Annotated in this window: 23 protein-coding genes; 18 read left to right on the plus strand and 5 right to left on the minus strand. The window is 70.9% G+C overall.

What is annotated here, in order from left to right; translation table 11 throughout:
* The first annotated feature begins 86 nt into the window (after positions 1-86).
* The 5 genes from bioB to ACZ6DL_RS30050 all read left to right on the plus strand — a co-directional run bounded on the left by bioB (position 87) and on the right by ACZ6DL_RS30050 (position 4,333).
* Positions 87-1,109: a biotin synthase BioB gene (gene bioB / locus ACZ6DL_RS30030; RefSeq protein WP_466056344.1), complete on the plus strand. Its 1,023-nt coding sequence runs from the start codon at positions 87-89 to the stop codon at positions 1,107-1,109.
* Between the two features lie 33 nt (positions 1,110-1,142).
* On the plus strand, positions 1,143-1,370 hold the full coding sequence (gene bsaP / locus ACZ6DL_RS30035; RefSeq protein ID WP_062970925.1) for a biotin synthase auxiliary protein BsaP: 228 nt from the start codon (positions 1,143-1,145) through the stop codon (positions 1,368-1,370).
* Positions 1,370-2,014 (plus strand): DUF2567 domain-containing protein, encoded by a 645-nt coding sequence (locus ACZ6DL_RS30040; protein WP_466056151.1) that lies wholly within the window; start codon positions 1,370-1,372, stop codon positions 2,012-2,014. Before bsaP ends, ACZ6DL_RS30040 begins: the two co-directional genes overlap by 1 nt.
* An 88-nt stretch (positions 2,015-2,102) precedes the next feature.
* Positions 2,103-2,636 (plus strand): DUF1353 domain-containing protein, encoded by a 534-nt coding sequence (locus ACZ6DL_RS30045; RefSeq protein WP_466056153.1) that lies wholly within the window; start codon positions 2,103-2,105, stop codon positions 2,634-2,636.
* Between the two features lie 77 nt (positions 2,637-2,713).
* Positions 2,714-4,333 carry an alkaline phosphatase D family protein gene (locus tag ACZ6DL_RS30050; RefSeq protein ID WP_466056155.1) on the plus strand — a complete coding sequence of 540 codons (1,620 nt, stop codon included), beginning with the start codon at positions 2,714-2,716 and terminating at the stop codon, positions 4,331-4,333.
* 30 nt (positions 4,334-4,363) lie between these two features.
* Here ACZ6DL_RS30050 and ACZ6DL_RS30055 read toward each other — a convergent pair whose 3' ends face one another.
* Entirely contained in the window at positions 4,364-4,567 is a 204-nt protein-coding gene (locus ACZ6DL_RS30055; protein WP_040741190.1) for a cold-shock protein, read from the minus strand.
* A 417-nt stretch (positions 4,568-4,984) separates the two neighbouring features.
* Between ACZ6DL_RS30055 and ACZ6DL_RS30060 the strand changes: the two genes are divergently transcribed.
* Positions 4,985-5,161, plus strand: coding sequence for a hypothetical protein (locus tag ACZ6DL_RS30060; RefSeq protein WP_466056156.1), 177 nt, complete (start codon positions 4,985-4,987; stop codon positions 5,159-5,161).
* 95 nt (positions 5,162-5,256) lie between these two features.
* Here the strand turns inward: ACZ6DL_RS30060 and ACZ6DL_RS30065 are convergent, their stop codons facing one another.
* Entirely contained in the window at positions 5,257-6,021 is a 765-nt protein-coding gene (locus tag ACZ6DL_RS30065; protein ID WP_466056158.1) for an NUDIX hydrolase, read from the minus strand.
* 76 nt (positions 6,022-6,097) lie between these two features.
* On the opposite strand from ACZ6DL_RS30065, the gene nadA reads away from it, so the two are divergent.
* The 3 genes from nadA to nadC all read left to right on the plus strand — a co-directional run bounded on the left by nadA (position 6,098) and on the right by nadC (position 9,760).
* Positions 6,098-7,141, plus strand: coding sequence for a quinolinate synthase NadA (gene nadA, locus ACZ6DL_RS30070; protein WP_062970919.1), 1,044 nt, complete (start codon positions 6,098-6,100; stop codon positions 7,139-7,141).
* A gap of 121 nt (positions 7,142-7,262) precedes the next feature.
* The gene (locus ACZ6DL_RS30075) at positions 7,263-8,831 is read left to right on the plus strand and encodes an L-aspartate oxidase (protein WP_466056161.1); all 1,569 of its coding nucleotides are present in this window, start codon (positions 7,263-7,265) and stop codon (positions 8,829-8,831) included.
* A 68-nt stretch (positions 8,832-8,899) separates the two neighbouring features.
* Positions 8,900-9,760 (plus strand): carboxylating nicotinate-nucleotide diphosphorylase, encoded by an 861-nt coding sequence (gene nadC, locus ACZ6DL_RS30080; protein ID WP_466056163.1) that lies wholly within the window; start codon positions 8,900-8,902, stop codon positions 9,758-9,760.
* Between the two features lie 125 nt (positions 9,761-9,885).
* Here nadC and ACZ6DL_RS30085 read toward each other — a convergent pair whose 3' ends face one another.
* From ACZ6DL_RS30085 to ACZ6DL_RS30095, 3 genes are all read right to left on the minus strand, one after another.
* On the minus strand, positions 9,886-11,064 hold the full coding sequence (locus ACZ6DL_RS30085; protein ID WP_466056164.1) for a winged helix DNA-binding domain-containing protein: 1,179 nt from the start codon (positions 11,062-11,064) through the stop codon (positions 9,886-9,888).
* A 28-nt stretch (positions 11,065-11,092) separates the two neighbouring features.
* Positions 11,093-11,575 (minus strand): TerB family tellurite resistance protein, encoded by a 483-nt coding sequence (locus ACZ6DL_RS30090; protein WP_466056166.1) that lies wholly within the window; start codon positions 11,573-11,575, stop codon positions 11,093-11,095.
* 114 nt (positions 11,576-11,689) lie between these two features.
* Positions 11,690-12,028: an ArsR/SmtB family transcription factor gene (locus ACZ6DL_RS30095; protein ID WP_466056168.1), complete on the minus strand. Its 339-nt coding sequence runs from the start codon at positions 12,026-12,028 to the stop codon at positions 11,690-11,692.
* A 104-nt stretch (positions 12,029-12,132) separates the two neighbouring features.
* Between ACZ6DL_RS30095 and ACZ6DL_RS30100 the strand changes: the two genes are divergently transcribed.
* The 9 genes from ACZ6DL_RS30100 to hisH all read left to right on the plus strand — a co-directional run bounded on the left by ACZ6DL_RS30100 (position 12,133) and on the right by hisH (position 22,850).
* Positions 12,133-13,359 carry an MFS transporter gene (locus tag ACZ6DL_RS30100; protein WP_466056170.1) on the plus strand — a complete coding sequence of 409 codons (1,227 nt, stop codon included), beginning with the start codon at positions 12,133-12,135 and terminating at the stop codon, positions 13,357-13,359.
* A gap of 12 nt (positions 13,360-13,371) precedes the next feature.
* Positions 13,372-14,373: an alpha/beta hydrolase family protein gene (locus ACZ6DL_RS30105; protein ID WP_466056171.1), complete on the plus strand. Its 1,002-nt coding sequence runs from the start codon at positions 13,372-13,374 to the stop codon at positions 14,371-14,373.
* A 68-nt stretch (positions 14,374-14,441) separates the two neighbouring features.
* On the plus strand, positions 14,442-15,308 hold the full coding sequence (locus ACZ6DL_RS30110) for an arylamine N-acetyltransferase family protein (RefSeq protein ID WP_466056173.1): 867 nt from the start codon (positions 14,442-14,444) through the stop codon (positions 15,306-15,308).
* A gap of 89 nt (positions 15,309-15,397) precedes the next feature.
* Positions 15,398-17,107 carry a penicillin-binding transpeptidase domain-containing protein gene (locus ACZ6DL_RS30115; protein ID WP_466056346.1) on the plus strand — a complete coding sequence of 570 codons (1,710 nt, stop codon included), beginning with the start codon at positions 15,398-15,400 and terminating at the stop codon, positions 17,105-17,107.
* Positions 17,108-17,206: 99 nt separating this feature from the next.
* Positions 17,207-18,838: a protein kinase domain-containing protein gene (locus ACZ6DL_RS30120; RefSeq protein WP_466056175.1), complete on the plus strand. Its 1,632-nt coding sequence runs from the start codon at positions 17,207-17,209 to the stop codon at positions 18,836-18,838.
* Between the two features lie 252 nt (positions 18,839-19,090).
* The gene (gene hisD / locus ACZ6DL_RS30125; protein WP_040866017.1) at positions 19,091-20,428 is read left to right on the plus strand and encodes a histidinol dehydrogenase; all 1,338 of its coding nucleotides are present in this window, start codon (positions 19,091-19,093) and stop codon (positions 20,426-20,428) included.
* On the plus strand, positions 20,425-21,558 hold the full coding sequence (locus tag ACZ6DL_RS30130; protein ID WP_466056177.1) for a histidinol-phosphate transaminase: 1,134 nt from the start codon (positions 20,425-20,427) through the stop codon (positions 21,556-21,558). Before hisD ends, ACZ6DL_RS30130 begins: the two co-directional genes overlap by 4 nt.
* Positions 21,559-21,603: 45 nt before the next feature.
* A complete protein-coding gene (gene hisB / locus ACZ6DL_RS30135; protein ID WP_040866019.1) occupies positions 21,604-22,218 on the plus strand; it encodes an imidazoleglycerol-phosphate dehydratase HisB in 615 nt (204 codons plus the stop codon).
* Positions 22,215-22,850, plus strand: a complete 636-nt coding sequence (gene hisH, locus ACZ6DL_RS30140; protein ID WP_062970900.1) for an imidazole glycerol phosphate synthase subunit HisH — start codon at positions 22,215-22,217, stop codon at positions 22,848-22,850. The genes hisB and hisH overlap by 4 nt, the downstream gene beginning before the upstream one ends.
* The last annotated feature ends 34 nt before the right edge of the window (positions 22,851-22,884 follow it).

Here is a 22,884-nt window from a genome sequence, read left to right on the forward strand (position 1 = left end):
TCGGCCGAACGAAGGGATGCGTTGCAGTGACCCAGGCACCCGTAGACACCGCTGCGCCAGGACCGACGCAGGTCGGGACGTCGCCGATTGCGCCAGGACCGACGCAGGTCGGGACGTCGCCCATTCTGTCGATCGCCCGCGAGCAGGTGCTCGAACGCGGGGAAGGGCTGAACCAGGAGCAGACCCTCGAGGTGCTGCGTCTGGGTGACGACCGGCTGGAGGAGTTGCTCGCCCTGGCCCACGAGGTGCGTATGAAGTGGTGCGGTCCCGAAGTGGAGGTCGAGGGCATCATCAGCCTCAAGACCGGCGGCTGCCCCGAGGACTGCCACTTCTGCTCGCAGTCGGGGCTGTTCCAGTCGCCGGTGCGCGCCGCGTGGCTGGACATCCCGAGCCTGGTCGAGGCCGCCAAGCAGACCGCGAAGACCGGCGCCACCGAGTTCTGCATCGTGGCCGCCGTGCGCGGCCCGGACGAGCGGCTGATGGCCCAGGTGGCCGCAGGCGTCGAGGCGATCCGCAACGAGGTCGACATCCAGGTCGCCTGCTCGCTGGGCATGCTCACCCAGGAGCAGGTCGACCAACTGGCCGCGATGGGCGTGCACCGCTACAACCACAACCTGGAGACCTCCCGCTCCTACTTCCCGAACGTGGTCACCACGCACAGCTGGGAGGAGCGCTGGGACACCCTGCGCATGGTTCGTGCGGCGGGCATGGAGGTCTGTAGCGGCGGCATCCTCGGCATGGGCGAGACGCTGGAGCAGCGCGCCGAGTTCGCCGCGAACCTGGCCGAGCTCGAGCCCGACGAGGTGCCGCTGAACTTCCTCAACCCGCGTCCGGGTACCCCGTTCGGCGACCTCGAGGTGCTGCCCGCCTCCGACGCGCTGCGCGCCGTCGCCGCGTTCCGGCTGGCGCTGCCGCGCACCATGCTGCGCTTCGCGGGCGGCCGCGAGATCACCCTGGGCGATCTCGGCGCCAAGCAGGGCATCCTGGGCGGCATCAACGCCGTCATCGTCGGCAACTACCTGACCACCCTCGGTCGCCCGGCCGAACAGGATCTGGATCTGCTCGGCGAGCTGAAGATGCCGATCAAGGCGCTCAACGAAACACTCTGACCCGGCTCGGTTGCGACGATGAGGCAGGCGAGCATGGGTACTGTCATGAATATGGACGAGCGCTACAACCCGTTCACCGGCAAGCGAATCGTGCCGGGTCTCGACGACGCGATCCCGGCCGCCGCCGCACTGGGCCTGGAACCGCCGCGCTTCTGCGAGCAGTGCGGTCGCCGCATGATCGTGCAGGTGAGCCCGGACGGCTGGTGGGCCAAGTGCTCCCGGCACGGCGTCACCGACTCGGCCGAACTGGAACGCCGCTAGTGGCGTCGCCGTTGCGGGGTGAGGCGCGCGCGGCGACGGTGATCGCCGTCGCCGTGGTGGCGGTGAGCGCGCTGGCCGGTGCCGGATGGGGCCTGCTGGCGCCGACCGAGCGGCTGCTGGTTGTCGAGCCGGGCCGCGGGGTCGCGCTGACCGGTGAGAGCGCGCATCAATTCGACGCCCTGGCGTTGTTCGTGCTCGCGGGCGCGGTGCTCGGTCTGCTCTGCGCGCTCGCCGTGTGGCGGTGGCGCTCGGCGCGCGGGCCGCTGCTGCAACTGGGCTTGCTGGTCGGTTCCGGCCTCGGCGCGGTGGTGATGGCACGGGTGGGGGAGCAGGTCGCCGAATGGCTGCATCCGCGCCCGCACGACCCGCCGGTCGGGCAGATCGTCACGTTGCCCATCGAACTGGGCAGTGCGCTCGCGTTCATCGTGCAGCCGCTGATCGCGTCGTTCGTCATGCTGTTCCTCGCCGCGCTCAGTACGTCCGAGGATCTCGGCAGCGGACGCCGCGCCGCCCGCGACGAGGAGGAAGCCTTCGGCTCCCTCCCGCCCTACGGTGACGCTGCGAGTGGGGCGCAGCTGCCCTATCGTGGCTACGAGCCTGCCGCGGAAGGGTATTCGGTACCCGAATACCGTCCGCGGTACTGACGCGTCGCCCGGCGGGCAGCCGCGGCGACGGAAGGCTTCCGAGCCCACCGTGGGTGTGGGAACGAAGCGTGCGCGGAAGGAACAGGACGTGACCTTTGTCGGTGGCGGACCGGTCGTCGAAGAGCTCGACGCCAAGTTCTGGCGGGTGGCCGAACCCTTCGTCTATCGCGGCGCGACCGAGGAATTCGTGGTTCCCGCCGGTTTCCGTACCGATTTCGCCTCGGTGCCGCGCGCGCTGGTCTGGCTGATCCCGCGCTACGGCAGCTACACCCGCGCCGCGATCCTGCACGACTACCTGCTCGGTTCGGACACGGTGAGCGTCGCCGACGCCGACGGCATCTTCCGCCGGAGCCTGCACGAACTCGGCGTATCGCTGCCGCGCCGCTGGATGATGTGGGCGGCCGTCCGCGCGGCCCACGGGTTGCGTGGCGCCGGCCCGGCCGACGTCGCCCGGTTCATCGTCGTCGCCGTTCCCTCGGTGCTCTTCCTGGCGGTGCCCGTCACCGTGGTGACGGTGTTCCTCCTGCTGTTCTGGTTGGTGGAACTGGTCTTCTGGGCCGCATCCCGGATGACTCGGCGGACCGAAGCCCCGCCCCCCGACCCGCAGATGAAAACCGCCTGACCGGTTCTCGGCGGATGCCGCGGCCATGCGCCGTTGATCTCGATTTCCCGGCGAGGATCAGGGACGTAGCGTGGGGTATGGCGGATTTGGTTTTGGGGCCGGTGTTGCGGCATGTCGACTCGACTTCGGCGACCGTCTGGGTGGAAACCGATGACGCGTGTGAGGTGGATGTCCTGGGAAGGCTCGCCCGCACGTTTCAGGTGGGGGAGCAGCATTTCGCGCTGGTCGCGATCGACGGACTGGAGCCCGGTGCGTCGATTCCCTACCAGGTGCGGCTCGATGGAGTGGCGGTGTGGCCGGAACCGGGATCCGATATGCCGCCCTGCCGGATTCGCACGCGGACCGTCGAGAAGATCCTGTTCGGGTCGTGCCGGGCGGCCAAGGCCGCGCCGGGCGTGCTGGAGGCCGACAAGCTGGGGGTGGACGCGCTGGACGCCTACGCCCGGCGCATGATGGGCTCGCCCGAGCGGGAATGGCCGGACGCACTGCTACTCCTCGGCGACCAGGTCTACGCCGACGAGCCGACGCCGCGGATGCGGGAGTGGCTCGCCCAGCGGCGCGACGGGCAGGAGCCCCGCGGCGAGGTCGTGTCGTTTTGCGAATACGCCGAGCTGTACCACGAGTCGTGGGCGGACCCGGAGATCCGCTGGCTGATGTCGACCGTGCCGACGTCGATGATCTTCGACGACCACGATGTCCGCGACGACTGGAACACCTCACGCGCATGGCGCAAGCAGATGGCGGCGAAGCCGTGGTGGCGCGAGCGCATCCGCGCCGGGCTCGCGTCCTACTGGGTGTACCAGCACCTCGGCAACCTCGGCCCCGACGAGCTGGCGCAGGACCCGCTCTACCGCCAGGTCACCGCGGCGGGGACGGACGTGCGGGAGCTGCTGGAGGATTTCGCTGAGCAGGCCGACAAGGAGGTCGACGGCCGCAAACCCGCCCGCTGGAGCTACTACCGCGACTTCGGCCGGGTCCGGCTGCTGGTGATCGACACCCGTAATGGCCGGATCCTCGACGGGCAGCGGCTGATGGTCGGGCCGGAGGAGTTCGACTGGATCGAGCGGAACGCCGCGGGCGACTTCGACCACCTGTTGATCGGATCATCGCTGCCGTGGCTGATGCCGCCCGCGCTGAGCCACTTCCAATCGCTCAACGAGCGCGCGGCGGATCTGCCGGGATGGCGCGGCCGGCTCGGCGAGAAGGTCAGGCAGGCAGCGGATCTGGAGCACTGGCCCGCGTTCCGCGCGTCTTTCGAACGGTTGGCCCGGCTGATCCATCGGCTGGGCGACGCGCCGGGCGCGCCGGGCACGATCTGCGTGCTGTCCGGGGACGTGCACCACAGCTACGTCGCACGCGCCACGTACGCGCGGCCGACGAAATCGCAAGTGCTGCAACTGGTGTGCTCGCCGGTGCACAACGAACCGCCCGAGATGTTCCATCCGGCGTTCGCGCTGTCGTGGGCGGCGCCGATCGCGTCGGCGCTGCGGTGGCTCGCGGATCGGCGTGGAATATCACCCGATCCGGTCCGATGGCAGAAGATCAGCGGCCCGCATTTCGGGAATTCGATCGCCTCCCTCGTCGTCCGTGGCCGCTCCGCACGGTTCACGCTGGAGACCGCACGATCGGAAGAGGGGCTGGTCGTGGTGGCCGAACTGGAACTCGCGCCACCACATGCAAAAGCCCCGCACCTCTAGAGGCGCGGGGCTCTTACCTAGCCACGTCGATCAGATCGCGCGGACGTCCTGAGCCTGCGGGCCCTTCTGTCCTTGGCCGATCTCGAACTCCACGCGCTGTCCCTCTTCAAGGGACTTGAATCCCGAGCCGGACACGGCGGAGTAATGAACGAAGACGTCGGCGCCGCCGCCGTCCTGCGCGATGAAGCCGAAGCCTTTTTCGCTGTTAAACCACTTCACACTGCCTTGAGCCATTGCTTTACTTCATTCTTTTCTGTAGGTGAGCCGAGCGAATCACTTCGATAACCCGGTCTCAGAGGTCAACACTGCCACGAATCGGCACCGCGCGACACCACGGACCTCGGTTTGTGAGCTAACCGACACAAGCGGCCTTCGCCGGTCCCGTCGCGTGACCGCGCCGGATCCGGCCTTGGGGGCGGCCGACGCGCTCGCTCCAGCGATTCCGGCCGAATCGGCTGTCCCGAGCCGTGATGCTGGGGCCACGGCGCACAGACGGCGCCGGAAATCGCGAGCGAGGCCTCCGCCTGGTCGGCGTATCCGGGCCATGGTCGGGGGAGTCGCCGTGGGGACCTGTTCCGCGGAGAAAATGAATGGAGGTGAGGCCGATAGCGCGGATAGGGTGGGCGCCCGGATGTCGAGAGGAGGCGGGCGATGAATCGAGCACAGGAAGCGGTGGCCGAGACGCCTCCTGGCGCGAAGGAGCGCGCGGATCTAGCGGCTTGGCGACGGCGAGATGCCTTGCGCCGCAGCAACGCCGCGCGCCCGGTGCGGAGCAAGCGGCAGTATCGCCGCCAGGACAAGCACCGGAAAGCGGCCACCGACCATTGACCCGAGCCCCTTTCCGCATATGCCGGCAGTACGACAGGGTCGTTCACGAAAGGCGCGCGAGCGTGGAAAGCGCCCGTCACGGCGGCCGCCGTTGATCAGGACGGGCCGGGTGGGCGCAGTGCCGCGAATTCGTCGGTGACGCGCAAGCCCGAGTCGGTGAAGCGGTAGACCGCGGCGGGGCGTCCGCCCGCGCGGCCGGGGGCCGCGGTGGCTCCGGTGGGGGTGATCACCCCGCGGCGGGAGAGGACTCGTTGGAGGTTTGTCGTGTCGACGTCGTATCCGAGGGCCGCGCAGTAGATTTCACGCAAGGTCGACATCGTGAACCGGTCCGGCGCGAGGGCGAAGGCGATGTTGGTGTAGGACAGTTTCGCCGCCAGGCGGGTGCGGGCGTGGTCGACCACCGTGCGGTGGTCGAAGGACATGTCCGGCAGCGCCGAGACGGGGTGCCAGGCGGTGTCCGAGGGCAGGTGGGGGTCGGCGGTCAGCGGAACGAGGCCGAGGTAGGCCGAGGCGATGCGGCGCGGGCTCGGCACTCGGTCGGGGGCGCTGAACACCGAGAGCTGTTCCAGATGGCTCAGCTCGCGCACGTCGACCTTCTCGGCGAGCTGGCGGCGGGCGGAGGTGTCGAGATCCTCGTCGTCGCGCAGGCGGCCGCCGGGCAGCGACCAGGTGCCCTTCTGCGGGTCGAGCGCCCGTTCCCACAGCAACACCGCGAGTTCGGTCCGCTGATCGGGCGGGCAACGCCGCAACATGCTCTGCGCGCGGTCCACGGGGTGGTGACCTGCGGCGATGCCGCTGGGGAAGCGGCGAACCTGGAACACCGCGGTGAGCGATTCGTGGATGGTGCTACTATGGGCCACGTTTTCGATTGTAAGTCGAAAACCTGGTTTGGTGCGAATCGGCGCGCGGCCGACCGCACGAGGAAGGGAGCCATCCATGGCGACGACGGGTGCGAAACTGGCGCCCCCGCTGATGGGGCAGGTGTTCGACGGGCCCTCCGGGTTCGCGGGTGTCGAGGCAACGCCGGAGTGGGCGCAGGAAGTCAAGCGATTGGCTCGAGAGCGCAACGCGACGATCCTGGCGCACAACTACCAGCTGCCGGAGATCCAGGACGTGGCCGACCACGTCGGCGATTCGCTGGCGCTGTCACGGATCGCGGCCGAGGCGCCCGAGGACACCATCGTGTTCTGCGGCGTGCACTTCATGGCCGAGACCGCCAAGATTCTCAGCCCGGCCAAGACCGTGCTCATCCCGGACCAGCGCGCCGGATGTTCGCTCGCCGATTCCATCACGGCCGACGAACTGCGCGCGTGGAAGGCCGAGCACCCGAACGCGATGGTCGTGTCCTACGTCAACACCACGGCCGAGGTGAAGGCGCTCACCGACATCTGCTGCACCTCGTCCAACGCGGTGGACGTGGTCGCCTCGATCGACCCGGACCGCGAGGTGCTGTTCCTGCCGGACCAGTTCCTCGGCGCGCACGTCAAGCGGGTCACCGGCCGCGCGAACATGCACATCTGGGCCGGTGAGTGCCACGTGCACGCGGGCATCAACGGCGACGAGCTGACCGAGCAGGCGCGCACCCATCCGGACGCGGAACTGTTCGTGCACCCCGAATGCGGGTGCGCCACCTCGGCGCTGTACCTGGCGGGCGAGGGCGCGTTCCCGGCCGATCGGGTGCACATCCTGTCCACCGGAGGCATGATCGACGCGGCCAAGGCGGCGAAGTCGAGTCAGGTGCTGGTGGCCACCGAGGTCGGCATGCTGCACCAGCTGCGCAAGGCCGCCCCCGGCATCGACTTCCAGGCCGTGAACGACCGGGCGTCGTGCAAGTACATGAAGATGATCACCCCGGCGGCGCTGCTGCGCTGCCTGGTCGAAGGCCGTGACGAGGTGCACGTCGATCCCGAAACCGCCGCGCTGGGACGCAATTCGGTGCAGCGGATGATCGCGATCGGCAATCCCGGCGGCGGTGAATGAGTCCGACCGCTGCCCGTAGGGCGGTGGGTCGTTCTCCGGCGGAACACGGTGGCCACGGCGCTGACCATCGTGTCAGCGCGGGGGAACGTTCGCGGATCGGGAGACAGAGAGGCGCGGGCCGATGACAACCCGGGTTTCGATCGACTGGGAGGCCGAGGCCGATCTGGTCGTGATCGGCGGCGGCGTCGCGGGACTGACCGCGGCGCGCACCGCCTCGCTGCGTGGCCTGCGGGTGCTCACGCTCAGTAAGGGTGGCCCGACCGATACGTCCACCCAGTACGCCCAAGGCGGCATCGCCGTCGTGGCGCCGCACGGTGACTCGGTCGAATCGCACGTGTACGACACCGTGGAGGCGGGCGCCGGATTGTGCGAGGTGGACGCCGTGCGTTCCATCGTCGAGGGCGGGCAGGCCGCGGTGGCCGCGCTGACCGACCTGGGCGCGGTGTTCGACCTCGGCCGCGACGGCCAGATCTCGCGAACCCGCGAGGGGGGCCACAGCACCCGCCGGATCATCCATGCGGGCGGCGACGCCACCGGCGCGGAGGTGCAGCGCGCGCTGAACGAGGCCGGCCTGCCGGTGCTGTTCGGCGCGGCGGTCGGTGAGATCGTCACCGGGCCGAACGGTGTGCGAGGTGTGGTCGCGGTGTCGGAGAAGGGCTTCGGTGTCGTCCACGCGCCCGCCGTGCTGCTGGCGACCGGCGGCCTCGGTCAGTTGTACGCGCTGAGCACCAATCCGCCGGGCGCCACCGCGGACGGCATCGCGCTCGGGCTGTGGGCCGGTGCCGCCGTCGCCGATCTGGAGTTCGTGCAGTTCCACCCGACCGTGCTCTACACCCCGGGCGGCCTGGGACGCAGGCCGCTGATCAGTGAAGCGGTGCGCGGCGAGGGCGCGGCACTGGTCGACACCGAAGGCGATTCGGTGACCGCGGGGGTGCATCCGCGCGGCGACCTGGCTCCCCGCGATGTCGTCTCCCGTGCCATCGCCGCGCGCATGCGAGCTCTCGGCACCGAGCACGTCTACCTCGACGCGCGCTCGATAGACGGTTTCGCGCGACGATTTCCGACGATCACCGCCTCGTGCCTGGCGACGGGCATCGATCCGCGCACGGACCTCATCCCGGTCGCGCCCGCCGCGCACTACCAGTGCGGGGGAGTCGTCACCGACACCCACGGCCGTACCGGAGTTCCCGGCCTGTACGCGGCCGGTGAGGTCGCGCGCACCGGTTTGCACGGGGCGAACCGGTTGGCGTCCAACAGCCTGCTGGAGGGACTGGTGGTCGGCGAGCGCGCCGGGGCCGCCGCCGCCGAGCGGCTCGGTGAGCGGGCTGGGGTGAGCGAGATCTCCACTCGCACGGCCGAGTTCGCCGACCGTGCGGTGGTGCAGGGCCTGATGACCACGCACGCCTCGGTGGTCCGCGATCGCGCGGGCCTCGCCGAAGCGCTCAAGCGGCTCGACGACGTGGCCGTCCGCCGCGACCCGCACACCGCCGCCGCACACCCGATCGCCGGAATAGAGGACGCCGCGCTCACCCTCGCGGCACGCACCCTGCTGCTGGCCGCGCTCGCCCGCACCGAGAGCCGCGGCTGTCACACCCGGTCGGACCACCCGGACGCCGTGGACGAACTCCGCCGCAGCCTCCCGATCCGGCTGAACGGCGACGGCGTGCCCGAGTACGCATCACTTCCCTGACCACACGCGCCGAGCCGGACATGCCGCGAGCTGTCCACCGCACCGCTCGGCGAGAGAGGAACACTTCGATGGCTCTGGATGCCGCCCTGGACCGCGACGAGGTGCTGCGCCTCATCCGCGCCGCGCTGGACGAGGACCTGCGCTACGGCCCGGACGTCACGACCATGGCCACCGTGCCCGCGGACGCGGTGATCAAGGCGTCGGTGGTGTCGCGCGAACCGGGGACCGTGGCCGGGCTCGACGCCGGTGTACTGGCACTCGACGAGGTGATCGGCGCGGGCGAGTACGAGATCACCGATCGCGTCGCCGACGGTACCCGGGTGTCGCCGGGACAGCCCGTGCTGACGGTGATCGCGCCGACGCGCAAGCTGCTGACCGCCGAGCGCACCATGCTCAACCTGGTGTGTCATCTGTCCGGCATCGCGACGGCGACGGCCGCCTGGGTGGACGCCGTGGCCGGCACCCGCTGCCGCATCCGCGACAGCCGCAAAACGCTGCCCGGACTGCGCGGGCTGCAGAAGTACGCCGTGCGGGTCGGCGGCGGCGTCAACCACCGCATGGGCCTCGGCGACGCCGCGCTGATCAAGGACAACCACGTGGTCGCCGCCGGTTCGGTGGTCGAGGCGCTGCGCGCGGTCCGCGCCGCCGCCCCCGACATCGCCTGCGAGGTCGAGGTCGACAGCCTCGAACAACTCGACGCCGTGCTCGCCGAGAACGTGGAACTCGTGCTGCTGGACAACTTCCCGCTCTGGCAGACCCAGGCGGCCGTCCAGCGCCGCAACACCGCGTCCCCGCAGACGAAACTGGAGTCCTCCGGCGGCCTGAGCCTGGACGTCGCCGCCGACTACGCCCGCACCGGTGTCGACTACCTCGCGGTCGGCGCGCTCACCCACTCCGTCCGGGTGCTCGACCTCGGGCTGGACATGTAGGCGCCGGACAGGGGCGGGCCGGTATCGACCGAGCAGCGGTGGGCGGGTTCGCGAACAACCCGGCTCGGTCGCTTCGGGCGAATCCGCGAATCGCCATGCCGTCCGAGCTATCCGGTGCCGTTCGCTCAGGCGGTGAGCTCGCGTTCCAGCGGTGTCCGGAACCGTGGGATGGCGCGGACCTCGCCGAACCAGTCGGCGACGCGTTGCGCTTGCGCGGCGATCAGCGTTTCGGCGTCCGCGCCCACGTCTTCGAGCAGGCGGTAGACGATCTCGCCGTCCTTGCGCTGCGCCCAGCCGCCGACGACGCGTCCGTCCCACCAGACCGTGGGTCCGATGTTGCCGTTGCTGTCGAACACCCGCGGTGCGTGCGGGCCGAGGTACCACTCCCGCGCCTGCCAGCCCATCGGGGTCGGATCGAGGGCGGGCAGCAGCGCCGCCCACGGCTCCGGCGCGGCGACCGGGTCCACGTCGTCGGCCAGGAGCACGCCGGTCACGCCGTCCAGGTCGACCTCGACCAGATCCAGGGCGCCCAGCGCCGCGCGCACTTCGCCGAGCGTCCACCCGGTCCACCACTTGACGTCGGATACCGGTGCGGGACCGAAGGCGCGCAACCAGCGACGGACCAGTTCCACCCTGGCCTCGGCGGCGGGAAGAGCGGGAACGCCGTCCGGCAGCCACGATTCGATCGGCGCCCAGGTGTACTGGCTGCTGGTCCAGCCGCCGTTCGGCCTGCCGCGCACGATGCGGCCCTCGCAGCCGAGCGTTACCAGTACCCAGGTGGTGATGTTCGTCGGCTTCGAATACGCCTTGTCCGGTGCGGTGTTCACCTGGGTGCGCAGCCGCGGGACGTCCTTGCTCAGCTGCGCGCCGGTCGCCGCGCCGCGGGCCAGCAACGCTTTGTGCGTCTCGGCTTCGACCTCGGCCCACCAGCCGGCCGTATCGCCGTCCCCGATGCCCGCCTGCGTCAGGTATTTGCCGTAGGTGCGCCGCTGCTTGTGCGCCAGGGCGTCCGCGCACGAAGCCTGGAGAATCGGAACCGATTCCACCGGCACGACGAACATGGTGCGCCGCATGGCGAGCATTCGCAGCAGCGAACGATCCTCGTAGAGCGCCTGTTCGACGTCGGAGGGTGTGAGCCCGTCGGCACGGGCCGCGACGGAGAGGTACACGGTCGCCGGATCGGTCGCGTGCAGCGCGACCATCGAGCGGGCGATCTCCGCGACCTGCCCGGTGCGCTCCGGCATCGCCAACCGGTGCCGCACCGCCAGCCGAGCGCGCCGCTGCGCGGCATCAATCGAACGCATAGGCGAATCGTAACGTCCGCGCCGTGGCTCAGAGGCCGAAGCGCTCCGGGGCCAGGCGCAGCGCCCGGCAGGCGTCGCGCACTGCCTCGGTCGCTTCCGGGCCGCAGGCGCCGGCGTCCCTGCCGATCAGGATGCCGGTGCGGATCACCGCGTCCGCCTCGGCGGGTTTGCCGCCCGCTTCGGCGATCTGCCGCAGCACGTGCGCGCAGCCGCGGATCGGATCGTTCGCCAGCCGATTGCAGTTGTCCTCGAACAGGGCGCGCAAGTCGTCGACCGGGAAATTGCGCAGAACCGGATCGGCCGTGACCAGCTCGCCGACGGTGGCGCGGCCGGTAGCGGCGGTCGCCGCGTCGGCCACGGCGACCAGCGCGCACAGGGCGACGGCGGCGTCACGGAAACTCCCGCCGCGCAGCCGGTTCCGGTCGGCCAGCAATTGCGCTCGCCACGTCGCGGCGGTCTCGGCCGTGCTGATCGGGGTCGCGTCGGGGAGACGGCGGGGTGCGAAGGTCATGGCGGACTCCATGAGAAGACGTCCGAACGCGCGGACCCGTGCCATCCGGACTCGGAATGAATACCCGGACCGTAACAGGGCCGCGCTGCTGGGTCCTGCCCCCAAAAATCGGAATCAGCCCTCGGGTTCCCAGGCGCGGACCAGGTCGAGCAAGCCAGGGAAGCGCGCTTCGAGATCGGCGACGCGCACCTGGCTGCGGCGCTCCAGTCCGTAGCGCCGCTGCCGGGTGACGCCCGCCTCGCGCAGCACCCGGAAATGATGCGTCAGGGTGGATTTGGGCCGATCGATGCCGAACCAGGAGCAGGGCCGGTCGTCCTCGGGAGAGTCCAGCAAGAGCTTGCGGACCATGGCCAGGCGCAGTGGGTCGCTCAATGCGGCCAGGACGTGGTCGAGCCGCAGATCGGCGTGATCCGGCTCGGGCAGCACGGCGGTGTCGTCGGTGGCCGCTGGCATCGCGTCTCCTCGCTCTCGGCTCTGTAGTACGACTTCTATCGTACTACGGGCGTGGTTCGAGTATTGTCGTATCAGTACGAGAAAATTCGAACCAAGGAGTGGTGATGGGATCGACGGTGACGCGGCCCCGCGCGGAAGTGCGCCGAACGAGCGGCTCTTCGGTGTGGCATGCGGCCTGGCCGGTGTTCGCGGTGTTCGTGCTGTCGAACGCGCCGACGCCGCTGTATGTGGTGTGGCAGCGGACGATCGGTTTCTCCTCCGGGACGCTGACCGCGGTGTTCGCCTGCTACATCGTCGGATTGCTGGGAGCGCTGCTGGTCGCGGGCGTGGTGTCGGACCGGGTGGGGCGCAAGCCGGTCCTGCTGCCCGCGGTGGCGGCGGCGATGGCGGCCTGCGCGCTGTTCGCGATCGCGCAGTCGGTCGTGCTGCTGGCACTGGCACGGATGCTCACCGGTGTGGCGGTCGGCGCGGCCGTCTCCGCGGGCATGGCGGCGGTCACGGACGTGGGCGGGCCCGACCGCAGGCGCGTCGCCGCGCTGGCGGCCTCCACGGCGATGGTGCTCGGGGCCGGGAGCGGGCCATTGCTGGCGGGCATCCTGTCCGAAGCGCTGCCCGGCCCCACGGTGACGGTCTTCGTGGTCGAGATCGCCGTGCTGGCCACGGCTTTCGCGGTGACGGTCCGGCTGCCGTTGCCTGCGGGTTCCGGCGGGCGCGGGCCGTGGATCCGGATCCCTTCGGTCGCGCGGGAGGGCCGGACCGCTGTGCTGCTCGGGATCGCGGTGTTCGGACCGGGGATCACCGCGACGTCGTTCGTCCTGTCGCTGGGACCATCGGTGCTGACGCATCTGCTGGGCGCCGCCGACCGGGTGCTCGCCGGTGCGGTGGCGTTCACGATGTTCCTGGCCGCGACCGGAGTTCAGTTCGCCGCGCGGCGCTTCGGCGTGCGCGCCGTTCTGCTCGGCGGTGCGGTCGCGACCGTGACGAGCATGGTCGCGCTGGTGCTGTCGCTCGCCGCGACCTCGCTTGCCTGGTTCGTGACGTCGGCGGTGCTCGCCGGGGCCGGTCAAGGGCTCGGCCAGTTCGGGGGCCTGACGGCGATCAGTGCGAGCGTGCCGGGCGGGCGGCTGGCCGAGGCGAACGCCGCCCAGAACGTCGGAGGCTATCTTCCCGCCGCGGTGCTGCCGCTGACCGCCGGGTTCCTCGCGGACGCTCACGGGTTGGGCGCCGGAGTGGCCGCGTTCGGCGCGGTGGTGGGTCTCGCCGCGGCCGGGGGCGGGCTGCTCGTCCTTGCGCGCCTGCGCCGGGACGCCGCGACGCCGCTGACGGCGTGACATCATCCGAGGATGCGACGGGCCCATCCGGTACTGCTTCTCTGCTGCGCGCTGGCCGGCGTGCTCGTGACGACAATCGCTGCCGCGCCGCGTGTCTCGGCGGATCCGGCTTGTGCGACGGGTGTGACGGCGCGTCCGGTCTCGCTGACCGTGGACGGTGAGGAGGCGACCGGGCGGGTGTACGAGCCCTACCGGTGCGCCGAGGGGGACGTGACCGCGCAGGCGCTCGTGGTCGCGGTGCACGGGCACGACGGGTCGTCGGCGGATTTCGCCGGTTACCTCGAGTCGATCGCGCGGCGCACCGCGACTCCGATCCTGTCGATGGATCTACGCTCCGCCGACAGCCGGTGGCGCACCGGAGAGTGGAATCTGTGGGCGGGCTGGCGCGATATCGTCGCCGCGACCGCGTGGTACCGCCAGGTCCACGGCTCGATCACTCGCACGGTGCTGTGGGGCTGGAGTCAGGGCGGCATCACCAGCGGTCTCGCGGCGGCGCACGGTCCGCGCGGGATGTTCGACTACTGGGTCGACAACTACGGCCCTGCCGACGATTTCACGATGTGGCTGGGTGCGGTGGCCGTGGACCCGGCACTGCCCGCGCAGATCGAGCGCGACGCGGGTGGCTGCCCGCCCGCCGCTTGCCCGCTCGCCTACGCCGAACGCTCACCCGCCCTGCTGGCGGCCCGGATGGACGTACGGCGCGCGTTTCTCGTCCATGGCACCGCCGACGACGTGGTGCCCTACGCCACGAGTGCCGAGATGCGCGCGGGGCTGGCCGCCGCGGGCAAGCCCACCTCCATGTACACCGTCGTCACCGGGCGCGACCTGAACGGGCGGGTGGCGCCGGGCGACCACAGCGTCGGCCCGGCCTTCTTCGAAGGCGGCTGCGTCGTCGAGCGTCTGCTGCTCGGCACGGAACCGGTCGACGGCCCGGACCGCGACTACCTCGTCGACGTCGCGCACGGCGTCGTCACCGCCCCGCCCGCACCCGCGGGCGCGAAGTGCGCGGCGTGAGGCGCCGGGAACACGATCGTCGTCCCGCGCGGTTGATCGAGAAGACCGAACGACGAAGCGAGGACGCGATGAGCAAGCCGACCGACCCGGCCTACCATTGGAACGGAGCGGATCTCGATCTGGACGCCTACCTGGCCCGGATCGGTTTCGACGGCGAGCGCGCCGCCACCGTCCGGACGCTGCACGACCTGGTGCGGGCGCACACCACCGCCGTCCCGTTCGAGAACCTGGAGATCATCCTGGGCCGGTCGATTCCCCTCGACCTGGCGACCTTGCAGGACAAGATCGTGCGCCGCCGCCGCGGCGGCTACTGCTACGAGAACGTCGGACTGTTCGCGGCCGCGCTGGAACGACTCGGTTTCGGCGTCACCGGGCTGAGCGGGCGGGTGAGCATGGGCGCGGGCGCCGGGTTGCGGCCCGCCACCCACGCGTTGCTGCGCGTAACGACCACCGACGACGACCGGGTCTGGCTGTGCGACGTGGGCTTCGGCGCCGGACCGCTCGCGCCGTTCGAATTGTCCTCGGAGACCGGCGAATTCGCGGCGGGGGAGTGGAAGTTCCGGCTGGAGCGCACACGCGGTGAGCTGGATTCCGAGCTGTGGGTGCTGCACCAATACGGCCGCGACGGATGGATCGACCGGCACAGCTTCACGTTGAATCCGCAGTACCGCATCGACTACGCCGTCGGCAACCACTTCGTGTCGACCTCACCGCGTTCCCCGTTCACCACCCGGCCGTATGTGCAGCGCTTCCATCCGGACGCGCACCACGTGCTGGACGGCACCACGTTCGTCACCGAGTATCCCGACGGCACGAGCGACACGCGGGAACTGGAACCCGCCGAACTCCCCAAGATCCTCGCCGAGGTGTTCGACATCGACCTCACCGACGACGACGCCGCCGCCCTGGCGGAGGCCAGGTGGTCGCGCGACTGACATCGAGCCCCGCCCGGCATCGCGCCCGGCCCGATAGGGTCGTCGGCGTGCGTACCAACCGGAAGTCCCTCGTCCTGTTCGCCGCACCGATGCTCGTGCTCGCCGCCTGCTCGTCCGGACCGGATCAACCCGATACCGTGGCGGGGCAGTTCGCCGAGGCGCTGAACCAGGACGACGTCGCCGCGGCGGCCGCGCTCACCGACAACCCGGCCCAGGCCTCCGACACCCTCGGCGCGCTCTACGAGGGGCTCGGCAAGGACGTGCGCTACGAGGTCCGCTCGGTCGACGATGAGAGTTTCACGCTGGCCGCCACCTGGAAACTGGGCGGGGACGGCAAGTCCGAGTGGACCTACACCACCAGCGGCACCGCGCACGACGACGGGAGGGGGTGGCGGGTGAAGTGGGATCCCGCCACGGTCGCCCCGGGCCTGGCCGGCGGGCCGTTGAGCTACAGCAGGGTCTACCCGGAACCGGCGCGCATCCTCGATGCCGTGGGCGGCGAACTGATGACCGAGCAAATCGTCACACTGGTGAATTTGACCCCCGGCACCGACCTCGCCGCGGTCGCGGAGCTGCTCGGCCCGCTCTCGCCCGGCCTCAGCGCGCAGTCGCTGCAAACGGAACTGGCCGCGGCGCAAGGCAAGCCGATCACCGCGATCACCCTGCGCGAGACGGACCTGGCCCCGATCCAGGAGCGCCTGACCGCACTGCCGGGCGTCACCCTCGCGCCGCAGACCCGGCTGCTGGCGACCGACAAGGCGCTGGCCGCCCCGACGCTGTCCGGACTGGCCGAGTTGTGGCAGGAGTCCGCCGACGCGAACGCCGGGTGGGCCGTGCGCGCCCAGACCCCGCAGGGCACACAGCGCGTCGCCGGGACGGACCCGAGGCCCACCGCCGACATCGCGACCACGCTCGATCCCGGCCTGCAGCGCGCGGCCGAGGCGGCGCTGGCCCCGGTCGCCCAGCCCGCCGCGATCGTCGCCCTGCGGCCCTCGACCGGTGCGGTCGTCGCGATCGCGCAGAACGCCGCCGCCGACGCGCAGGGCCCGATCGCGCTCACCGGGCTCTACCCGCCGGGATCGACGTTCAAGACGGTCACCGTCTCCGCCGCGCTGCAGGCGGGTGCCGTGACACCCGACACCGTGCTGCCCTGCCCCGGTACGGCGAACATCGAGGGCCGCCGCATCCCCAACGACAACAACTTCGATCTCGGCTCGGTTCCGCTGCACACCGCGTTCGCCCGGTCCTGCAACACCACGATGGGCGCGCTCGGCGCGCAGTTGCCCGCCGATGCCCTGACGAAAGCCGCCGCACAGCTCGGCCTCGGCATCGACTACGTCACACCGGGCCTGACCACAGTCACCGGAAAAGTTCCCGCGGCGGAGACCTCCGCGCTGCGGGTGGAATCGGCGATCGGTCAAGGGCAGGTGACAGCGTCACCGTTCGGCATGGCCCTGCTCGCCGCGTCCATCGCCCGCGGCGCCGTGCCCGCGCCCACCCTCGTCGCGGGCAAGCCCGGCACCCCCGACCGGACGGCGGACGCACTGCCACCGCAGGTCGACGACCAGCTGAAAGCAATGATGCGCGAGACGATCACAGACGGCACCGCGACGCAATTGCGCGACCTCCCCGGGCTGCTCGGCAAGACCGGTACCGCGGAGTACATCGATGACACCCACGCGCACGGCTGGTTCGTCGGCATCGACGGCGACCTGGCATTTGCCGTGTTCATCAGCGACGCGAGCAGTTCGGCGCCCGCGGTGGACGCCGCGGGCCGGATGCTGCGCGCTCGCGGATAGTCCGTGCCGGGCGATTCGGGGCCGCGGAAAGGTCCGGCTGGCGCGTACGAGTGTTCCGGCGCCCGCTACACTCATCCCCGGACCGCGTGAGTAATCAATATGCGGGATGTCACGATTTCGAGAAGGTTCGGAGTAGGCGCCATCGATACCGGTCAGTTGATCGCGGAGCATTACCGCCTGGTCGAGCGGATTGGTAGCGGCGGCACGGGCGTGGTCTGGCGTGCTGTCGACGAACGCCTTCAGCGCTCCGTTGCCGTCAAGCAGATCCACATCCAGCCGAGCCTGCCCGAGGCCGAGCGCGTCGTGGTGCGCCAGCGCGCTATCCGGGAGGCCCGCAACGCCGCCCGCTTCCAGCATCCGAACGCGATCGTGGTGTTCGACATCACCGAGCACGACGGCGACCCCTGCCTGGTGATGGAGTACCTGAAGTCCAAGAGCCTGGCGGCGGTGATCGGCGCTCAGGGCACGTTGCCGCTGACCCAGGTCGCGCGGATCGGCGAACAGGTCGCCTCGGCGCTGATCGCCGCGCACCAGGCGGGCATCGTGCACCGCGACGTGAAACCGGGCAACATCCTGCTCGACGATCACGGCACCGTGAAGATCACCGACTTCGGCATCTCCCGCGCGACCGGCGACGTCACGCTCACCGAGACCGGATTGATCTGCGGCACCGCCGCCTACCTCGCGCCGGAGGTCGCCCGCGGTTCCGATCCGAGCCCCGCCTCCGATGTGTTCGCGCTGGGCGCCACGCTTTTCCACGCGCTCGAGGGCGAACCACCCTACGGCGCGGGCTCCAACCCACTCGCGGTGCTCTACGCCGCCGCCAACGGTCAGCTGAGCGAACCGCGCAACGCCGGGCCCGCCACGGATTTCCTGCTCGACCTGCTGAGCCCCGAGCCACGCGAGCGCCCGAGCATGCGGGCCGCGCGCGACCACCTCGCCGCGTTCGCCGACGCCGGTCCCGCGCCGGTGGCCGCCGGGTTCGTGCCCGCCAGCGAAGCCTTCACCCGGCCGAGGGCGGGCGAGCCGGAATCGGCGACCCGCGCGCTGCGGCCCTCGGCGATGGCCTCCGCGCCCTACACGCCGACCGAGCGCCAGCCGCGTCCCCGTCCCACGCCCCCGCCGCCCGTCCACCCGGACACCGCGGCCCATCCCCGCACCATGGCGCAGCCGCGCCCGACACCGAGGCAGGGCTCGGGAGGGAAACGGCGCGCGGTGCTGATCGGTGCGCTGATCGGCGCGGTCGTGGTGGCCGGAGCCATCATGGTGAACATGCTGAGCTCGTCGGGCTCGAACACCAACGCCTCGCAGGGCGGTACCTCGTCGGTGGTCGCCTCCACACGCCCCGGCGGCAACACGACCTCGGCCGCCGTCCCCGTGGGGGAGACGAAGAGCGTCGGCAAGGCCGACTCGCGGCAGTCCATCGATCTGGTGGTGAACTTCTACAACAACCTCACCTACCTGAGTCTCTCCGCTGCCTGGAAGCAGCTGACCCCGGCTGCCCAGCAGGTCTACGGGAGCCAGCAAGCCTTCGAGGACTACTGGACGCAGAACCGGGTCACCGGCTTCAACACCGTCGACACGGCCGGTGGGGGTACCGGTACCAATGCGGACGGTTCGGTGGACGTCAACGTGGCCAGCGTGACCTACGGCGGCCAGAACAAGTCGGTCACGCTCCGGGTGATCAACCCCGGCAGCGGGTCTGTGCAGATCGACAGCGACACTCGTTGACACGGGCGTCCCGGTTCGGAAGCGACGACGCGACCGCTGTCGCGGCGGCGTCGGCCGCGAGGCCTTCAGCCTGAGGAGAGCAACGCCACAGTTCGGCGCACCGACGGCACCTACCGACCGCCGACCTGCGCACACCGCTGCCTCGCGACCCGGCCGCCCGGACCACGGCGATAACGGCTCGCGTCGGCCCATTAGGCTGGTAGCGGCAACTTTCCTGTTGCGGATTCAGCTGGAGACAAGGACCGACACCACATGACATCCCGCATCGAGCTCGCCCGCGTCGATCTGCGCGGTCGTACTCCCTCCGTCGCCGAGCTGCGCGCCGCGCTGCCGCGCGGGGGAGTCGACGTGGACTCGGTGCTGCATCAGGTGCGTCCGGTGGTCGAGGCGATCCGTGATCAGGGCGTGTCGGCGGCGCTGGAGTTCAGCGAGCGCTTCGACGGGGTGATCCCGGCGACGGTGCGGGTGCCCGCGGCCGAGCTGGAAGCCGCGCTGGAGCGGCTGGACCCGGCGGTCCGCGCGGCGCTGGAGGAGTCCATCGCCAGGGCGCGCAAGGTACACGCCGATCAGCGGCGCACGGACAAGACCACCGAGGTGGTGCCGGGCGGCACCGTCACCGAGCGCTGGGTGCCCGTCGAGCGGGTCGGCCTGTACGTGCCGGGCGGTAACGCCGTCTACCCGTCCAGCGTCGTGATGAACGTGGTGCCCGCGCAGACCGCGGGCGTCGGCTCGCTGGTGGTGGCCTCACCGCCGCAGGCGCGGTTCGGCGGGCTGCCGCACCCCACCATCCTGGCGGCCGCGCAGCTGCTCGGCGTCGAGGAGGTATGGGCGGTCGGCGGAGCCCAGGGCGTGGCGCTGCTGTCCTACGGCGGCGTCGACACCGACGGCGCGCAGCTGGAGCCGGTGGACCTGATCACCGGGCCGGGCAACATCTACGTCACCGCGGCCAAGCGGCTGTGCCGCGGCCTGGTCGGCATCGACGCCGAGGCGGGCCCCACCGAGATCGCCGTCCTCGCCGACGCGACCGCCGACCCGGTGCACGTGGCCGCCGACCTGATCAGCCAGGCCGAGCACGACGTGCTCGCCGCCAGCGTGCTGGTCACCGACAGCGAGCAGCTGGCCGACGCGGTGGACGCGGCGCTGACCACGCAGCTGACCGTGGTCAAGCACGCCCACCGGGTGGGCGAGGCGCTGCGCGGCAAGCAGTCCGGCACCGTCCTGGTCGACGACATCGAGCAGGGCCTGCGCGTGGTGAACGCCTACGCCGCCGAGCACCTGGAGATCCAGACCGCCGACGCGGCCGCGGTCGCGGCCCGGGTACGCAGCGCCGGAGCGGTGTTCGTCGGCGCATACGCGCCGGTCAGCCTGGGCGACTACTGTGCGGGCTCCAACCACGTGCTGCCCACCGCGGGCTGCGCGCGGCACTCCTCCGGGCTGAGCGTGCAGACCTTCCTGCGCGGCATCCACGTCGTGGAGTACACCGAAGCGGCGTTGAAGGATGTCGCGGGCCACGTGGTGGCGCTGGCGAACGCCGAGGACCTGCCCGCGCACGGGCAGGCCGTGCAGGCGCGTTTCGAGGCCCTCTCGTGACGCGCGCGGCGAGCGCGCCCGGCGCGGACCTGACCCTGGACGACCTGCCGCTGCGGGAGAACCTGCGGGGCAAGAAGCCTTACGGCGCACCGCAGTTGACGGTCCCCGTGCAGTTGAACACGAACGAGAACCCGCATCCGCCCAGCCGGGCGCTGATCGACGACGTCGCCGAGTCGATCCGCGCGGCCGCCGCGGACCTGCACCGCTACCCGGACCGCGACGCCGTCGCGCTGCGCACCGACCTGGCGCGGTATCTGACCACGCAGACCGGTATCGCGGTGGACACCGGCAACGTATGGGCCGCCAACGGCTCCAACGAGATCCTGCAGCAGCTGTTGCAGGCCTTCGGCGGACCGGGCCGCAGCGCGCTGGGGTTCGTGCCCTCGTACTCGATGCACCCGATCATCTCCGAAGGCATCGACACCGAGTGGATCGAAGCTGAGCGCAACGTCGACTTCTCCCTCGACATCGATCACGCTCTGGCCGCGATCGCCGAGCGCACACCCGACGTGGTGTTCGTGACCAGCCCCAACAACCCGACCGGGCACAGCATCCCGCAGGAGGACCTGGCGCGCATCCTCGCGGCCGCCCCCGGCATCGTGGTGGTCGACGAGGCCTACGGCGAGTTCTCCGCGCAGCCGAGCGCCATCGGGCTGATCGACCGGTTCCCCGCGAAGCTCGTGGTGACCAGGACGATGAGCAAGGCGTTCGCGTTCGCCGGTGGACGCCTGGGCTATCTGGTCGCCGCGCCCGCGGTGATCGACGCGATGCTGCTGGTGCGGTTGCCCTACCACCTGTCGGTGGTCACCCAGGCCGCCGCGCGCGCGGCCCTGCGGCATGCCGACGAGACGCTCGGCAGCGTCGCCGAACTGGCCGCCCAGCGCGACCGGGTGGCGGCGGCATTGCGCGAGCTCGGATACGACGTGATCCCCAGCGACGCCAACTTCCTGCTGTTCGGCCGCTTCGCCGACGCCGCGCGCAGCTGGCAGCGCTACCTCGAGCACGGCGTGCTGATCCGCGACGTCGGCCTTCCCGGCTATCTGCGCACCACGATCGGCCTCGCCGCCGAGAACGACGAACTGCTGCGGGTCAGCGGGCTGCTGGCAGGCAGCGATCTGGCACCGCGATGAACCAGCGCCGAGAAGCCATCGGCGACAACTCGATTGGACGTGAGCATGAGTAGGACCGCCCGGGTGGAGCGGGTCACCAAGGAATCCGGCATCGTCGTCGAGCTGGATCTGGACGGCACCGGCAAGACCGAGATCGCCACCGGCGTCCCGTTCTACGACCACATGCTGACCGCGCTCGGCGCGCACGCGAGCTTCGACCTGACCGTGCGGGCGGAGGGTGACACCGAGATCGAGGCGCACCACACGGTCGAGGACACCGCGATCGTGTTCGGTCAGGCGCTCGGCAAGGCGCTGGGCGACAAGGCGGGGATCCGCCGGTTCGGCGATGCCTACATCCCGATGGACGAGACGCTGGCGCACGCCGCCGTCGACGTGTCCGGCCGCCCCTACTGCGTGCACACCGGAGAGCCGGAGCACTTGGTGCACACGGTGATTCCCGGGTCCGGTCCCGGCGCGCCGTACTCCACCGTGCTCAACCGCCACGTCTTCGAGTCGATCGCGTTGAACGCGCGCATCGCGCTGCACGTGCGGGTGCTCTACGGCCGCGATCAGCACCACGTCACCGAGGCCGAATTCAAGGCGGTGGCCCGTGCGCTGCGCGCCGCGGTGGAACTCGACCCGCGGGTGAGCGGGGTCCCCTCGACGAAGGGAACGCTGTGAGCGCGAAAACGGTGGCCCTGCTCGACTACGGGTCCGGCAACCTGCACTCCGCCGAACGAGCGCTGACCAGGGCGGGCGCCCGCGTCGATGTGACCGCGGACCCGCAGGCCGTGCTCGCCGCCGACGGACTGGTCGTGCCGGGCGTCGGAGCGTTCGCCGCGTGCATGGCGGGACTGCGTGCGGTGCGGGGCGAACGCCTGATCGGTCAGCGGCTGGCCGGCGGGCGCCCGGTACTGGGCATCTGCGTCGGCATGCAGATCCTGTTCGAGCGGGGTGTGGAATTCGGCGAGCAGAGCGACGGGTGCGCCGAATGGCCGGGCACGGTCGAACGGCTGTCGGCGCCGGTGCTGCCGCACATGGGGTGGAACACCGTCTCCGCCCCGTCCGACAGCGTGCTGTTCGCGGGCCTCGACGCGCAGACCCGCTTCTACTTCGTGCACTCCTACGCCGCGCAGACCTGGGACCTGCCGCCCAGTGAGCACTTCGCCGCGCCCAAGCTGACCTGGGCCGAGCATGGGGTGCCGTTCCTGGCGGCGGTGGAGAACGGCGCGCTGTCGGCGACCCAGTTCCACCCGGAGAAATCCGGTGACGCGGGCGCCCACCTGCTGCGCAACTGGGTGAACTCGCTGTAGGGCGGGTCCCGCGCACCGAGGCGCGCGGGACCGC

Source organism: Nocardia sp. NPDC041819 (assembly GCF_055590505.1).

What these genes read in the sequence shown, in the direction of transcription:
- bsaP (WP_062970925.1), top strand. Translation starts at nt 1,143, where the DNA reads ATGGGTACTGTCATGAATATGGACGAGCGCTACAACCCGTTCACCGGC.
- ACZ6DL_RS30050 (WP_466056155.1), top strand. Translation starts at nt 2,714, where the DNA reads ATGGCGGATTTGGTTTTGGGGCCGGTGTTGCGGCATGTCGACTCGACT.
- ACZ6DL_RS30055 (WP_040741190.1), bottom strand. Translation starts at nt 4,567, where the DNA reads ATGGCTCAAGGCAGTGTGAAGTGGTTTAACAGCGAAAAAGGCTTCGGC.
- ACZ6DL_RS30060 (WP_466056156.1), top strand. Translation starts at nt 4,985, where the DNA reads ATGAATCGAGCACAGGAAGCGGTGGCCGAGACGCCTCCTGGCGCGAAG.
- nadA (WP_062970919.1), top strand. Translation starts at nt 6,098, where the DNA reads ATGGCGACGACGGGTGCGAAACTGGCGCCCCCGCTGATGGGGCAGGTG.
- ACZ6DL_RS30075 (WP_466056161.1), top strand. Translation starts at nt 7,263, where the DNA reads ATGACAACCCGGGTTTCGATCGACTGGGAGGCCGAGGCCGATCTGGTC.
- nadC (WP_466056163.1), top strand. Translation starts at nt 8,900, where the DNA reads ATGGCTCTGGATGCCGCCCTGGACCGCGACGAGGTGCTGCGCCTCATC.
- ACZ6DL_RS30085 (WP_466056164.1), bottom strand. Translation starts at nt 11,064, where the DNA reads ATGCGTTCGATTGATGCCGCGCAGCGGCGCGCTCGGCTGGCGGTGCGG.
- ACZ6DL_RS30090 (WP_466056166.1), bottom strand. Translation starts at nt 11,575, where the DNA reads ATGACCTTCGCACCCCGCCGTCTCCCCGACGCGACCCCGATCAGCACG.
- ACZ6DL_RS30095 (WP_466056168.1), bottom strand. Translation starts at nt 12,028, where the DNA reads ATGCCAGCGGCCACCGACGACACCGCCGTGCTGCCCGAGCCGGATCAC.
- ACZ6DL_RS30100 (WP_466056170.1), top strand. Translation starts at nt 12,133, where the DNA reads ATGGGATCGACGGTGACGCGGCCCCGCGCGGAAGTGCGCCGAACGAGC.
- ACZ6DL_RS30105 (WP_466056171.1), top strand. Translation starts at nt 13,372, where the DNA reads ATGCGACGGGCCCATCCGGTACTGCTTCTCTGCTGCGCGCTGGCCGGC.
- ACZ6DL_RS30110 (WP_466056173.1), top strand. Translation starts at nt 14,442, where the DNA reads ATGAGCAAGCCGACCGACCCGGCCTACCATTGGAACGGAGCGGATCTC.
- ACZ6DL_RS30115 (WP_466056346.1), top strand. Translation starts at nt 15,398, where the DNA reads ATGCTCGTGCTCGCCGCCTGCTCGTCCGGACCGGATCAACCCGATACC.
- ACZ6DL_RS30120 (WP_466056175.1), top strand. Translation starts at nt 17,207, where the DNA reads ATGCGGGATGTCACGATTTCGAGAAGGTTCGGAGTAGGCGCCATCGAT.
- hisD (WP_040866017.1), top strand. Translation starts at nt 19,091, where the DNA reads ATGACATCCCGCATCGAGCTCGCCCGCGTCGATCTGCGCGGTCGTACT.
- hisB (WP_040866019.1), top strand. Translation starts at nt 21,604, where the DNA reads ATGAGTAGGACCGCCCGGGTGGAGCGGGTCACCAAGGAATCCGGCATC.